Source organism: Paenibacillus sedimenti, from assembly GCF_014534655.1.
In the GTDB taxonomy this organism is placed as follows: domain Bacteria; phylum Bacillota; class Bacilli; order Paenibacillales; family NBRC-103111; genus Paenibacillus_E; species Paenibacillus_E sedimenti.
This window is the reverse complement of record NZ_JACVVD010000020.1, coordinates 66647-82082: the sequence shown is the minus strand read 5'-3', so window position 1 is coordinate 82082 and position 15436 is coordinate 66647. Positions and strand designations below refer to the sequence as shown.

Annotated in this window: 11 protein-coding genes and 2 pseudogenes; all 13 read right to left on the bottom strand. The window is 47.8% G+C overall.

What is annotated here, in order from left to right; all coding sequences use genetic code 11:
- A pseudogene (locus tag ICC18_RS31040) lies at nt 1-457 on the bottom strand (sensor histidine kinase); the annotation flags it as partial.
- 95 nt (nt 458-552) lie between these two features.
- Nucleotides 553-2241, bottom strand: a complete 1689-nt coding sequence (locus ICC18_RS31035; RefSeq protein WP_188178293.1) for an extracellular solute-binding protein — start codon at nt 2239-2241, stop codon at nt 553-555.
- 138 nt (nt 2242-2379) lie between these two features.
- Nucleotides 2380-3909 carry a carboxylesterase/lipase family protein gene (locus tag ICC18_RS31030; RefSeq protein ID WP_188178284.1) on the bottom strand — a complete coding sequence of 510 codons (1530 nt, stop codon included), beginning with the start codon at nt 3907-3909 and terminating at the stop codon, nt 2380-2382.
- A gap of 110 nt (nt 3910-4019) precedes the next feature.
- Nucleotides 4020-5822 (bottom strand): type 2 periplasmic-binding domain-containing protein, encoded by a 1803-nt coding sequence (locus ICC18_RS31025; protein ID WP_188178283.1) that lies wholly within the window; start codon nt 5820-5822, stop codon nt 4020-4022.
- 43 nt (nt 5823-5865) lie between these two features.
- Nucleotides 5866-6834: a carbohydrate ABC transporter permease gene (locus tag ICC18_RS31020; RefSeq protein ID WP_223193026.1), complete on the bottom strand. Its 969-nt coding sequence runs from the start codon at nt 6832-6834 to the stop codon at nt 5866-5868.
- Nucleotides 6831-7751: an ABC transporter permease subunit gene (locus ICC18_RS31015; protein ID WP_312029638.1), complete on the bottom strand. Its 921-nt coding sequence runs from the start codon at nt 7749-7751 to the stop codon at nt 6831-6833. Before ICC18_RS31015 ends, ICC18_RS31020 begins: the two co-directional genes overlap by 4 nt.
- A 371-nt stretch (nt 7752-8122) precedes the next feature.
- A pseudogene (locus ICC18_RS31010) lies at nt 8123-8526 on the bottom strand (sigma-70 family RNA polymerase sigma factor); the annotation flags it as partial.
- A gap of 296 nt (nt 8527-8822) precedes the next feature.
- Nucleotides 8823-9038 carry an S-layer homology domain-containing protein gene (locus ICC18_RS34930; RefSeq protein WP_188178290.1) on the bottom strand — a complete coding sequence of 72 codons (216 nt, stop codon included), beginning with the start codon at nt 9036-9038 and terminating at the stop codon, nt 8823-8825.
- 334 nt (nt 9039-9372) lie between these two features.
- Nucleotides 9373-9645: a hypothetical protein gene (locus ICC18_RS31000; protein ID WP_188178282.1), complete on the bottom strand. Its 273-nt coding sequence runs from the start codon at nt 9643-9645 to the stop codon at nt 9373-9375.
- A 53-nt stretch (nt 9646-9698) separates the two neighbouring features.
- Nucleotides 9699-12071, bottom strand: a complete 2373-nt coding sequence (locus ICC18_RS30995; protein WP_188178281.1) for a glycoside hydrolase family 95 protein — start codon at nt 12069-12071, stop codon at nt 9699-9701.
- A gap of 80 nt (nt 12072-12151) precedes the next feature.
- On the bottom strand, nt 12152-13069 hold the full coding sequence (locus ICC18_RS30990; protein WP_188178280.1) for a glycoside hydrolase family protein: 918 nt from the start codon (nt 13067-13069) through the stop codon (nt 12152-12154).
- Between the two features lie 42 nt (nt 13070-13111).
- Nucleotides 13112-14668: a glycoside hydrolase family 43 protein gene (locus tag ICC18_RS30985; protein ID WP_188178279.1), complete on the bottom strand. Its 1557-nt coding sequence runs from the start codon at nt 14666-14668 to the stop codon at nt 13112-13114.
- A 271-nt stretch (nt 14669-14939) separates the two neighbouring features.
- Nucleotides 14940-15389, bottom strand: coding sequence for a hypothetical protein (locus tag ICC18_RS30980; protein WP_188178295.1), 450 nt, complete (start codon nt 15387-15389; stop codon nt 14940-14942).
- Between the last annotated feature and the right edge of the window lie 47 nt (nt 15390-15436).

The window sequence follows — 15436 nt, the reverse complement described above, 5'->3', positions numbered from 1 at the left end:
GCTCGGTGCGAATCCGGTCATACCGTTTGATATCGAGCTCGCTCGTCCCATTGGCGGACGAAACGGATTTGGAGACCGGATAAATATGTGCAGTCACATTTTTGATATAGACGCTGCTATTTTGGGTCGTATTGAGCCACTTCCATAGCGAATTAATTTTTTCCGTGCGCGTATAGGCATCCATGGAATCCCAGGTCAGCGTCAGCTCGTTGAGATTCTCATCTTCAATAAGCCCGTACTGCAGCAGCTTCATCCGTTCCACCTCATTCTCCAGGTCGGTCAAATAGAAGGTGATCTGGGAAACCGCCGTTTTGGAAATGTCATCGCTTGCCGTTTGTACGACCCATTGATAAAGGTATACGCCCATCAAAATAATAGGCAGAATGATAAGTAGAAACGTTAGCAGCAGCCGAAGGAAAATCGTGTTCCTCAAAGAGAACGGTTGACGGTTGTACAAGTCGCATGCCTCCAGCTTTTTCTTTCATTATCACCCTTTCACGCTGCCGAGAACAATACCTTTGACAACATCTTATTGCAAGAACGGGTATGCCGCTACTTCTTGATTGTTGCGTACCAGTCATTGACTTCTTTTGTCATTTGTGCTCCGCCCAGCTTCGCCCAGTTTTGAACGAACTTATCAAAGTCATCAATAGGCGCACCCATAATGATTTTGTTAAACGTCTCATTCTGCAGCTTTTCCAAAGTCGATTTGCGCTCGACCATCGTTGGAGTAGGCGCGCCGTAAAACTTATCCTGCAGGAACTGATTGTTTTTATCGTACTGGTCCACGACCCCCTCGGAGCCTTCCGAACCGTAAATCCGCTCCCAGCCCCACAGCGCAAATCCATCCTTCGATCCTGAATGATATGCGTCTATCTTCCCTTGAATCGTTTTGGCTTCCCCCGCCAATGCCGAGAAGTTGCCGGACTTACGGGCTGCATCTATCGCCCGGTACGCCTCCACGTTTTTCTTGATCGGACTCGGATTCACCGGGGATAGCTGCCATACGCTTTCCGCTTCCGGCGGCGCATAATATTTGTCAAATTCCGCTGTTTTGCCCCAGTTCTTTTCATAGAACAAATTGAACATCTTGATGACGGCTTCGGGATGCTTGGCACCTTTCTTCACGACAAAGAATTTGACCGTATTGAATTTTAACGGCACTTTCGGCGATTCTCCGGACTCCGAAACAATCGGGAACGCCTGCCACTGTGCATTCGGGTCTTTATTGCGGTTCAGTTGAAGCGGCCAGATCGAGTTCCACTGTTCGCCGTATTCCATGCCGATCTTCCCGGCGGCGATTTGCTCGGAAACCTTGGTTCCGTCTTTCATCCCGAACTCCTGATCCAACTCACCATTCTTGAACATGGTCTGAAGGGCTTGAAGCGCTTTCTTTACTTCCGGCTGGACGCTGCCGTAAACCAGCTTCCCGGAGCTGCCCTCCACCCATTTGTTCGGATAAGCCTTGTACCCGGCCATGAAGCCTTCCAACCCCATGGCTCCTCCCCACAGCGTTTTGGATACGCCGAGACCGAACGTATCTTTTTTGCCATTGCCGTCCGGATCGCCCTCCGCAAACGCTTTCGAAATCGCTTGAACGTCAGCCATCGTCTTCGGAGGCTTTAAGCCGAGCTTCTGCAGCCAATCTGTACGAATCCAGATCAACATAGCGCTTTCAATGGAGGAATCGACAAGCGGAATCGCCATCAGCTTGCCGTTAAACGTGGCGGCATCGAATGGGGCCGTCCCTTCTTGCGACATCATCCGTTTCAGATCGGGCGAAGCGTATTGCGGATATAAGGCAGTCATATCTTCGATTTGGCCGGCGTTGGCCAACTGCTTCAGTTGAGTCGAGTTCACGGACATGAAATCGGGAATATCCCCGGATGCGATCGTCACGTTGAGCTTCTGCAAGTATTGTTCGGACGTATCGTCGCCCTTTACAACCCATTTATTTTTAATTTTGATGCCGAGTTGATCTTTGAACAAGCGGGTCCAGCGGTTGTCTTCAAACGTTTCGCCCCTAAGAGCGCCAAGCACGTTGTTATCCACGACGTCGCTTAGATTCCGCACGAACGACACTTCGATCGGCGGATCGTATTTGCCCAGCGGATCTGCTGTTGCTCCCTTCGGTTCGTTACTTGCAGTTTGGCCCGACTCCACATTGGATAATTGGCTCTGACCGTTATCCGTTGAATCGTTTTGTCCGCTGCAGGCCGATAAGACTGTAGCTGCCGACATGATTGAAATCAGCCATGTTTTTTTTCTATGATTTTTCACTTCCTTGTTCTTCCCCCGATCGGTTGATGATTACGGGTCTTATTCAATAACGCTTCTTATGCATTCATTATAGGCTCAGGGGCTGCAGCCATACAATATTTAACTTTGAACTAACCTGTTCTTCTTGAAATATTGCTGCACAAGAAACTTCATGATCTCACTCGGTTGTTCCGTGGCAAACTCGGCCCGATCTGCAAACAACATCCCATACGGTGCTTCGGGCGTATAGGGCTCCCATCGCGGCAGTTCCTCTCCTGTAGAATCTTGTCCGTTCGGGTCTCCCGAACGGATGAAGTTCGCCCAGTAATTGCACATCTGGCGGGCCAAATCGTAATGTTTGCCGACAAACGGCCGCCAGCATTTGGCAAGCGTCTCGAAGAAAAACCAGAGATCCACCGAGTGGAAGGTGCCGGGGTTATCCCAACCCGGTATTTCCGCGTCGAAATGATAATAGTACAAAGGGGTATTGGCACCGGTATCGGCATTGGCTTGCGCGGCAATGCGAATCGCATATTCGATGCCGCTCACCGAAGCTTTCTTCTTGGTTTCCTCGAACGATTCAGTCTCACAAAGCGCCAGAAACGCATCGGCATCGTCGCCGAACATGTCCACTGCCATCTTCTTGAAGTCGTCACGCGTGTCAACATTCGGAACGCTGAAAAACTCCGAGGATGTATGGCCGAACATCACTGGCACCATCCAGCGTTTGTTTTGAAGGAACAATTCAAACGGGTTACCTAAGCTGAATACCTGATCTGCGACAGTGCCCCAGAAGCCCCGGTACTCCACCGCCTTGTCGCGGAGATAGACCGCATTCAGCTGCCGGGCTTCCGCAAGCGAGGATACGCCGAGATACTCGAAAAACTCCACGCCGTCCTGTTCGGCTTCCGCCAAGCGACTCCGAAGTCTGGGCATGGAGGTTCCCGGGTAAAGCTTTGTAAAGATCCCGCTTTGTATAATCGCTCTCTGAAAGAGCCCTTCGTTCTGAGGCGAGGTGAGCTGGCTCATGACGCTTCCACCGCCGGCGGACTGGCCGCCGATAGTCATGTTGTCCGGGTCGCCGCCGAAAGCCATAATATTGCGCTTAACCCATCTTGTAGCCGCCTGCTGGTCGAGGTGGCCGAAGTTGGCAGGCGCTTCCGGCGCTTCCGCTGTAATTTCGGGATGGCATAAAAATCCGAAGACATTCAGACGATAGTTGATCGTGACCACCACGATGCCTCGCCTGGCAATGCGTTCGCCGTCGAACTCCATTTCGGCCGTATGGCCGACCTGAAGCCCTCCGCCGAAATACCATACATATACCGGCAGTTTTTCATCAGCGTGCTTGGCCGGTGTCCATACGTTCAGGTAGAGGCAGTCCTCGTCCATGGCGATGTCCGGTTCCACGGCCCATTCCCGGGTATAGATATTTTTCTCGTCGATCTCTTGTCTCACCTGCATCGAGATCGGCGCGAATTCGTACGCTTGGAACACGCCATCCCAGTCCTTCGCGGGTTGCGGGGCACGCCAGCGGTTTTCGCCTAGAGGCGGAGCGGCGAATGGTATCCCTTTGAAGCTCGTGATCCGGGGGTCGGCTGCCGGCAGCCCTTGAACGATCCCGTTTTCAACCTCTACGATTCTAAGCATATTTACTTTCTCCCTTCGTTAGGCAAAACCCGGAAAATCGGAGCTGGATAACAATCTGAGGGATATATATTTTAAAATATATATCCCTCAGATATGAAGAAATACCGATTTTACTTGCTAGCTGATGCATCGGCACGCATTTTAACGATCTTTTGAGCTTTTGCCGTATCGGTTGCAACTACATCATTCCAACCGAGGCCTACGACATCGGTCTTCATCTTTCCCCATAACTGGTCAAATTCCGCTTGATTTTTGGCGAATACCATCTTCCATGATGTGTTCTTTACATAGTTTGAAATCTGGCTGCGTTTGTTTTTAATGTCTGACGAATCGCTCCCTAGGCTTGTATTGATATTCGGTACGATATCGATCATCTTATTTTTCAGGTAGTAGTCCGTTGCGTTCTTTGCGTTATAGGTGTTCTGCCAATCCGTTGTTAGCGCTGTCTTATTAGCCTCTATTGTCGTGCTCCAGTAATTGTTGTTATAGAATTCCCCTGTATCCGGGTCTTTGACAAAATCGCTCATGATCATACTGTTGATCTTACTCTGTCCGTCCTGGTATCCGCCGCCTCCGTACTGAGCCGGAACCGGCGTGTTCTTCTGGAAGGCGGTTTGTCCTACTTCGGTCAGCTTAAACTTGCCATCTGCTGTCTTTTCGTAATTGAAGCCTTCAAATCCACTCGTATAATAGCGCAATCCTTCAGGTGAAACCGTCCAATCCAGGAATTCCATGATTCTATCAGGATCCTTTGCTTTCGAACCGAGAGCGAATACTCTTCCGTTCCCGTAATAAGCATCGCTATTCTGAATGATATGAGTGTCGGCTATCGGAACAGCAACATTCCCGTCGCCGTTCTTCCCTCTTTCAATCGAATTGTAGAAACCTCTTTGCCAAGAGTACCATAAGAGAAGAACCTGCTTGTTGGTCAGCTTTTCAGCTACTTTGTTCCAGTCCTGGGATGCCGAGTCGGGGTCAACCAAACCCATCTGATTTGCAGTAAAATAGAATTGCAGGATCTTCTTGTACATACTGTTGTCATCTACGAGCGGAACGATGTCGCCTTTGGCATTCAACTGAATGGTCGTAGTACCGTCCGGCTGCTCATAACCGTACCAGTTGCTGAGCCAGCGTACGTTTTCCATGCCGCCGCCGTCCCAATCCTTCCACAAGGTGATCGGCACAATCGGTTTGCCGTCCGGCGTCTTGGGATATTTCGCCTGCATCTTCTTCAGTACGTCCAGTAGATCGTTCAAATTGTTCAGCTTGGGAGCCCCTACTCCCTTGTAATAATCCCATGGCATAATCGGGCTTGAGTAAGGGATTTCTTCCGAGAATGTCGTTGGCGAAGTGTCAGCTTCAAAAGTCGGCATCGCATAAATCTTGCCCTTCGGATTTACTTTATCAAATGCTGCATTGAAAGGCTTGAAATGATTATCCACATATTTGGACAAGTAGTTCGTATTCTTGACCTTATCCGTGATATCCATAATAAGGCCGGCAGGAATTAATTCTTCCAACTGACTGTTATCGATGATCAGGAGGTCTCCCAAATCTCCGGCTGCCGATCTTGTCTTATACAATTGATCGCCAGCAACCTGCGGAGCAAGAATGTTCAATGTAATATTGAACTTGTCTTTCAGAAGCTTTCCATACCACCCAGTCTGTTCACCTTGGTAATTAGCTGCGTTGTCGAATACGGTAATAGTCAGCGGCTTACTGTGATCTATCGTATTACCGCTTTTTGATGTAGCTGCAGCAGTACCGGAGTCTGATGCCCCGCTAGATGTTGCTGTTGACGAAGCCGTATTATTGGGTGCGCTTGTACAGCCGGCCAATACTACCGAAACCATGAAGATGCAAGCAAACAATAACAACATCGATTTTTTAACTGCTTTACTCCTCTTACTCATTGGCAATCCCCCTAAAACTGATATTTTATTATAATGGCGCAAGTTAACCTTTGACTGCACCGATCATAATCCCCTTTACAAAAAATCTTTGGAAAAACGGATAAACCAGCAATATGGGTGCGACAACAATAATGGTAACCGTCATCCGAATGGAAGTTGTGGTTTGCTTTGTTGCCAGACTTGCCATGGCTGTTGAACCGGCGTTTTGCAGGTTTACCATTGTGGATAAGGAACTTGCCTGATTGATATAGTTATATAGAATAAACTGCAAAGAATAGAGTTTGCTGTCAGTAACCAGCAACAACGTATCCTGAAAGGAATTCCACTGATCGACAGCCGCAAATATGGCAACCGTAGCCAGTATGGGCCTGCTTATGGGCAACATGATCTTGATAAAGATGGTCATGATCCCGGCCCCGTCGATACTTGCCGCCTGCTGCAGTTCCTTCGGAGTTGATTCCACAAAGGTCTTTACAAGAATGATAAAGAACGGGGCTACGATCGACGGCAGAACATATGCCAGAAAATTGTTGGTCAGATGCAAGGATCTCATGGTCAGATACCATGGAATAATACCGGCGTTAAAATACATCGTTATAATCGTAAAGCGATACCAGAATCTTCTTCTCCACATATCCTCTTGGCTAAACATGAATCCCAAAAAGGCGGAAGCCCCTACCGTCAAAGTTGTTCCTATCAATGTTCTTCCCAGAGATATCACGGCAGCATTCCATAGTCCCGGTATTTTAAACACATCCACGTAGTTCTGGAAATGGATTTGACGCGGGTAAAATACAACTTCGCCCCTGGCACTGATATCGTTTGCACTTATCGTATTAATGATGATCGAGTAAAAAGGGTATACGCAAATAAAGGAAAACAGGGCAAACAGGACATAGATCACAGCAGAAATCATTTTGTCGGCGGCGCTAACCTGATCTTTCATTTTTTTTACGGAATTGTTGTTACGCACGTTTTCAATCGGTGCCAGATCCGCTGCTTTGTCGCTCATACAATGCTCTCTCCTCTTAACAATTTTGATAATCCGTTAATAGAAAAGAGAAGCACAACACTGATCAAGCTCTTCAGCATACTAATCGCGACAGAGACGGAATAGCTGCCGCCCCCCATCGCCAGGTTGTATACGTATAGGTCTAAAACCTGGATGGAATCTTTGTTGAACGAATTTTGAAATACGAAATATTGCTCCAAGCCATTATTCAGGAAGCTTGCAATTTGCAGCATCAACAAAACAAAATAGGTTGGCAGCAAGCTTGGCAATGTGACATGCCTTATAACCTGCATTTTTGTCGCACCGTCCACATGGGCCGCTTCATAAAGCGATTCATCTATCCCTGTAATCGCTGCCATATATAAGATGGCTGACCAACCCAATGCTTTCCAGGTAGTCCACATCCACATCGTAATCCAAACATGGTCGGAGTTTTGAAGGAATAATATCGGAGAATCGATAAGTCCCAGTTGTTTCAAAAGACCGTTGACTATACCTTCACTAGAGAACATGGAAAATGCCAGCGAATACACCAATACCCAGCTGATAAAGTTCGGAAGGGTGGTAACCGTCTGTACAAACTTCCGGAAACGAACGGCTTTAATCTCATTCAGGAATATGGCAAAAATCATTGGAAGCCAGGAGAATAGCAGCAGCAAGCCACTCATCCCAAACGTGTTCTTGATAACCTGAAGCAGTTGATCTATCTTTACCTGGTTTTCGACCAAAGAACGAAACCACTTTAAACCGACAAACGGCGATTGGGACAGAGGAGTCGGCGGCATATAGTCAAAAAATGCATAAACCCATCCATATAACGGGTAGTAGGCAAAGATAGCAAGTAAAATCATGAAAGGCAGTATATAGAGAAATTTCCTTATCGACATGCTTCTCAAACTGTTTTCTTGTAAACGCACCAGGTCAACCTCCCATTTATTGATATTTTCATTTTCACTTGGCATCGATCTCGTTGATGGTCGTCTCCGGAGGTTAGAAGCGATCTGAAGCACAATTCGAGTAAACGCTTCCATACTTGCACAAGAATAGTTCGCTTTGTCCAATTTACAAACAATTACCTCCTACGCTTCCCAAGTCGGAATTGATAATCATACCATTGAACTCTAAAACTACAGCTGTGTATGCATTTATTGTAAAATTGATGGAGGTAGTGAAACAATGTACATCTTTTTACTTTACTTACCCGTCGTTGACACAATGAAATCGTTATCCCTTGTACAGATGTCGCTTGTCCATTGATGAAGAATAAAAAAAGAGGGGCTCCCCCTCTTCACCGCTTCGCCTTATAAAACTCATGATACAGCTTCATGAGCGCCCTTTTCTCAATCCTCGACACATAGCTGCGTGAAATCCCCAGCTCCTTCGCTATCTCCCGCTGTGTCCGCTCTTCTCCATCTAATTCCAACCCAAACCGTCCAACCACAACTTCCTTTTCCCTCTCATCCAATATATCTAAATTTTTATATATCTTCGACTTCTCAATCTTAAGCTGCACCTTATCCACGACATCGTCGGCTTCCGTCCCAAGGATATCGATCAACATGATCTCATTGCCCTCTTTGTCCGTGCCTTAATCAATCCGATCGTCCCGATGGAGATCAGATCCTCCAGATCTTCACCTGTGTTGTCGAATTTTTTGACATTGTGAACAAGAACCGATGCAGAATTTCGCATGGCTAAAAAAATGGACATTATGACCGAGTTTCTTCATTTTGAACTATATGGTAAGTTGAGCTAATTCACCATTCTGTCCGATATATTCAATTAATGTCTTGCAGGTTTGCAGATCAATAAAAAGGCGGCACTCCTTTTTGTCATGCGCCATTCCAGCCGAACTTCATCTTTCCCTGAAGGAATCACGGCAAATTCGCCGTTAAAAGCATCATATTCATTTCTGAATCGAATAAGCCTAATCAATCTTTGGACAAACTTCCTTCTCCAGTGATTGTTCGATTTCCTCAAGGCTGAAGTTATGCCGATTGGATACCCTTCAATTGTCCGGCCTGTGTGGCTTTGGATATGGAATCCATATACCAATCGGAAGGTTTTACATCCGTAAACGATGACAGTCCATTCCCCTCATACCGGAACACACGGTTAAGGAATGTGGCAAATTCAGCGCGTGTTACCGGCTCATCCGGATGAAACCTTAGGCCGTCGTAACCGTACCCCTTGCTGCCAGAAATACCAAATCATTAATCTGTGTAACAAATATTCAATGTGGAGTCGCATATTATCGTGTAAAAGACATTAGTCGAAAGCGACGCCCATGTCAGGGATGGAGTATTGCTCGGTATTCACAGCGGTCATATAGGCATATCGAAGCACGATATATTTACTCTAACGGACTCTAAAAACACGAAGACGCGACCGGTTTTCCTATCGCGTCTTCGTGCTATTTTCTGAAACCAAGGTAGTTCGAGCCCCTGATCTCCAGCCCCCCATCCCATCACCGATTCATGCAAAGACACATCCTTACGGTTCTTCTTTAACGAACGCAGGTACACCTGAATCTCGTTCTCAATACAACGTACCGAGAGTGTCGCCAGCTATCGACTTAATCTCAGTGTTTGTCGCCGACACTTTAGCGAATACTTCCAGAGCTCTTCTTACGGTATAATCCGGATGCTCTGCGATCACTATTTGCAATTCGTTAACGAAATCTTGATCCAGGGTAAACCTTCTAGTCTCTTGCCCAAAATATTGCTCCAATTGTGTTATGATCGCTATCTCGCCATAAATGATGCATCGATTGTTATGATCTATCATGATTGCCAAAGATATATTCATCATTCGGCGCAATCTCCTTTTTGCCTTTATCTTCCCGCTTCAACCTCTCTTTTCTTTCAGACGGTCGATACGACGTAAAGCTTTCCATATTCAACATGGAACTCGATACAGCCGTTCCCCGTAGGAGAATAAGTAACTTCTTCGCCATCTTGCGTAATCCTGACCTTCTGCTTGGCAAGCACAGTGCAAGTTTGCGTTTTTGAAACTGCGATTACTGCTTTTGACAATGCGCCGTTCTTCCACTCCAAATCGGCTTCATAACCTCCTCGGCCCCGCAATCCTTTGACATACCCGTCTTTCCAGGCATCGGGCAACGCCGGCAGGAGTTCCAAGTATCCTTGATGTGATTGCAGCAGCATCTCTGCGATCCCTGCTGTGGCTGCAAAGTTTCCGTCGATTTGGAATGGAGGATGCGCGTCGAACAGATTGGCATAGACGCCGCCTCTGTCATGATTTATCGGTTCGTCACTCTTAATGAGAGTCAACAAGTTCGAGATCAACCGTTCTGCGCGATTGCCTTCCTTGAATCTTGCCCATAAGCCGATTTTCCAGCCAAGGCTCCATCCCGTTCCCCCGTCTCCTCTTATTTCAAGCGATGTCTTCGCTGCTTGGAACAGATCAGGAGCAGACTGCTCCGTAATCAACCGTCCCGGATAAACTCCGACAAGATGAGAGACTTGACGATGATGGACATCCTCGCCTTCGAAATCCTCGGACCATTCTTGCAATTGACCATGCATGCCGATTTGGAGCGGAAGCAGCCTTTGCTTCGTCTCTATTAGTGTCATCGCAAAATCTTCATCGATCTTCAGCTGTTCCGCCGCCTTGATACAGTTGTCAAATAATTCACTTATCAAAGTTAGATCCATGGTCGTCGCAGCGCTTACGGCATGACGCTTATCGCCAACCAGGAATTTCAGCTCGGGAGAGGTCGAAGGCGAAGTAATGAAATGCCCGTCATTATTTTCAATGAGCCAATCCAAACAGAATAACGCAGCTTCCTTCATGATGGGGTACGCCGTATCCCGTAAAAATGCCTTATCCTCGCTGAAGGCATAATGCTCCCATAAATGCTGAGTCAACCAGGTGCCGCCCATCGGCCACAACGCCCATACCGGGTCACCAATTCCAAAATCGCCAACCGGAGCCGTCTGGGCCCATAAGTCGGAATTATGGTGCGCTACCCATCCTCTTGCGCCATAATTCGTTTCTGCCGTCTTCTTGCCGTTCCGTGCCAACCTGCCGATAAAATCAATCAGTGGTTCATGCAATTCCGCCATATTGCAAGACTCTGCAGGCCAGTAGTTCATCTCTGCATTAATATTGAGCGTATAGTTGCTGCTCCATGGCGCCCGCGTTTCCTCATTCCAAATGCCTTGCAGATTGGCTGGCTGAGTTCCCTGGCGAGAGCTTGCAATCAAGAGGTACCGGCCGTAATGGAACAAAAGCTCAACCAGACCCGGATCGCTGATGCCAAATTCGGCAATCCGCCGATCGGTTGGCATGTCCAAGGGGGCTTTGCTTCCCCCCAGAGACAAAGCAACTCTGCCGAACAACTTGTTATGATCGTCAAGATGTCGATGCAGAATATCTTCATATCGTTTTCCGCAAACGGCATGGATCGCCTCAGCGGTTATTTGCTTCGGATTGCTTTCGGAACTGCTCGCGCCAATGTCCGGATCAAAGCTTGTCGCCGCATTGAAATATAAGGTCGCGCTAGTCGCTCCGATAACGTGCAAGCCGTCCACATCGGCCTTCATCGACCCGCCTTTATGCACCACAGCCAATCGGCCATGGAACTTCAAAGCTTGTGATATCTCTGGGTCGCCGTAAATAATGGGATTTTCCGAGTAGTAGTAGTTGGGCCATACTTGCTCAGGGGCTGTACCGGATATCATCCATTGATCGGCATCAAAGGATGATTCATAACGAATGGGACTGTCCAGCCAGGCCCGAAAACTGAGCAAACCTTCCTTGCTCGACGTTAAACGCACGACTATGGCTTGATCGGGGTAAGATGCAAATATTTCTCGGGTGTACTGAACGCCGCCAATGGTATAAGTGACAGTCACGATGCCGGTAGACAGATCAAGCTTCCGGCTATACTGGCGTTTAACATCGCCATGTGCCATCCTTACATGCAAATCGCCGAAAGGCAAATAGGATTGCGTGTAGGGACCCATCATTTCCTTGCAGAGCCGATCCGCCTCCTCGTATCTTTCTTCTGCGATCAACTCCCGCACCTTAGGTATAACTTCTTTCGCTCCCGGATTATTCCAATCCTTGGGGTAGCCTGACCAAAGTGTATCTTCATTTAAAGCGATGCGCTCTTTCTCAACACCGCCGAATACCATTGCGCCCAGTCGGCCATTTCCAACAGGAAGTGCTTCTGTCCAATAAACGGCGGGAGAATGAAATTGGATATTCATGTTGATCGTATGTCCTCCTCATTCATTTAATAGATATACAGATGGTTGATTTATCTCGCTTTACTATGAAAGCAGCCCTATCAATCTTCCGCTCCAAGATGTAACTCAAACACCTTGTCGCGATCACAGCATAGCACACCGTCCACAACTTCCAGCTTGGCAACCTGAATGGACGAGCGGCGCATTTCATAGTTGTTCGAATCTTCATTCTGCCCATGAACACGGCCAGGATGAGTAAAATAAAAGATATACCCCTCTTCTCCTTGTACCACCACATCCGCGTGAAGGCCGATCGTCCCGTCATCTTCACGTTTGCCAGGTTGGTCGAGAATGATGCCGTTTCGTTCCCATGTCATAAGATCATCGGAACGGTAAACGCCTTGTCCTCTCCATTCGTCTATGATAAGCCAATAATATCCTTTCAAGTGAAACACATTCGGTCCTTCGTGGCCTCTTTCGGTTATCACCGGACCAATCGGCTGCCAATCATACAGATCCTTGCTCTCGGCAGCGTAGGTATGATTCCGCTGCTTAAACCACATACGAAACGTGCCGTTCGGCAGCCGGTACACACAGGCATCGATCACGTTCTCCTCACTAATTCCAAGCGTGGACTGGAACTCCCAACGAATAAGGTCGGGGCTTGTATAATGCCTGATACGAGCCTTGCCCGTCCAATCTTCCGGTACGCCGTGGACATAAGTGACATACATATGGTACAGCCCATCATGCCAAATGATTTCAGGCGCCCAGAACGTATTTCTGCCCCATTCTGTTTCGAGACCTTCCAAGGTTCCCCGGTATAACCAGGTTGCTCCGCCATCCGATGAAGAAGCAACACCGAGATCGGTGCCATGCACCCATCCGAATTTCGGACCTTCCTGCGTTGCCCGGCGATTCGTATAAATCATCCACCATTCCTTGGTCTGATGATTCCAAATGACTACAGGATCTGCCGCTCCGTCATAGATGGGATCCCTAAACAATGGCGATTTCATTCCTTCTCCACTCCCATAAAGTTTTTCGAGCGTCATGTGCGCTTACCTTGCTCCTGCGGTCTCATAACAAAATCGGTCTACATCGATATAACCCTGTTCACTCTCGCAGTTATAGCTGTATAACCCGATCCGGTCTCCCCTGTAATTCCCCCACCCCAGCTGATAGGCGTCTCCAAAGCTCGTGAAATGGTCCCCATCGACGCTATATTCGAACCGGTTGATCCCGTCTATGTTCCACACAGACCTTAACCAAAGGGTGCAAACCGTTATTTGCGGGCCCCATTCAATCGTACCCGAATTGTTAAACTTCAGAACCCTTGTCCCATTCTGTTGTTGAACGCCAATCGTGCAATAGGTTTGTGCAAAATGGCAAAGCCCCGCTTCTTGCCCGTCTGCCATGCCGCTGATGTCTATTTTTACGGTTGCCTCATTGTGAACGGTTCTATACGCTCTTTGGGAAATGACGTTGCATACGGTAAAAAAATGGTCTTTATCGATGGGTTGGCACGCGTACAGACGCAAATAGCCGGGCCGTTCCGTTAACGACCATTTATCGGCTCTTGGCTGATGGTTCCATTCCCAATACGGCTCAAGCGCCGCCCGGTCAAAATCGTCATTCGTGGAAAGAACCGTCTCGGGATGCCCGTTTATGGGCTTCTTGCCTCCCCATACCATCTCTCCGATTCCATCGTCGTCCGTATCGTTGCCGATGATCGGCCATCCATCCACCCATGTTACGGGCAGCAAATGAAGCGGTCTACCTTCGTGTCCGCCCATTCCCTGATGGCTAATGAAGTACCAATCTCCGGAAACCGTCTGGACAAGTCCGCCCTGATTCGGCTCCCGGTCTATTTCCTTTCCGTGTGTATGGATAATTTCCTTTTCCTCATAAGGACCATAAATATACTCTGCCCTTAACATCATGACGACTCGGACTTCAACGCCTTCCTCAAGGCGCACCTCGCTGTGAAAGAAATAGTAATACCCGTTTATTTTGTAGAGCTTATTGGCTTCGCTCCCTTTGTATTGATGGATAATCGTATCGCTGTCATGCAACAGCTCTTTGCCGTCTTCACTAAGTTTAAACAGATGGATATTATAGTTATCGGCAAAATTCGTGGCAACGAAGTAGCCTTGTCCGTCATCGTCCCAAAACGGGCAGCAGTCGTCCCAGCCGCTGACCGCCCAAACCTGATGAAGCGGCTCCCAAGGTCCCGCCGGGTCGGCAGCCGTGCTCATAAACAATCCTTCATCAGGCGTGAAGAAATATACCCAGAATTTATCCCTGTGGAATCGGATCGCGCCCGCCCAGACACCTCTGCCGTAACGATTCATTCGATTGTAACTGTATTCCGGGCCGATACTTGTCAAATCGTCCACAACATGCCCGATCATTCTCCAGTTGACAAGATCTTTGGAATGCAATACCGCCATCCCCGGTGAGCAATGCAAGGTAGAGGAGATACCGTAATAATCATCTCCGACCCGAATGACATCCGGATCGCTATAATCTCCTGGCAAGACAGGATTGACATAGGTGCCGTCCCCCTGATCTCCCCAAAATCCCTTTTTCGATAATAGATTATAGTTAACCTCCATAACTGAGTCATCCTTTCGATTGTAAATTTGCCTATTAACGAGCACAATGCTCCACCGCCGAATCAATGACGGGAAGTCCGGAACACGCCGTGCATGTTCTAGATGCGGAAATCGTTCACCTGTCTATCGAGATGGGAATTATTAGAAAATCACTAGCTGCCGATCCAATTCTGAGTGGTAATGCCAATAATAAAGAAGCTTCACGAACATGGTACATATCGTTCTGAAGCTTCCTCACGTCGTTGCATTGTCATTGAACCTTGGTTATAACTTACTTAATGCCTCTCTTAGCTGCCTCTTCGTTGACTTCTTTGATCGCTTCAGGCACACCTTTGGCATCGTATCCCTTGACGATTTCTTTCCACTGGGCAATCGGGTCTCCTTTGCCCAAAATCACTTTAACGATGTCGTTCTGGATATCGGGGTCCAGAGCCGTAAACTTATTTTTAGCTGGAGTCACTATCGCATTGAAATCAAAGTTGACAGGCATCGGCGTATCTTCTTGTTTATAACGATTGAATGTATCAATTTGCAACTTCATCAGTGCTGCAGCTTCAGGATCTGAGCTTACCATGGAGGCCTGTCTGACATTGTGCATGTCCACCTTCGCTTCATACACGAAGAGTGGCTGCCAGCTCTCCCCCGGAATGCGGACGCTAACCTTAAAATCATCCCGGCCTACCGCCCCTTCGGGTGCCTCCCAAATCTTTAAAAAGCTCATCAATTTTTTCCTCACTTTAACAAGATACTTTCTTATCGTCTCGACGC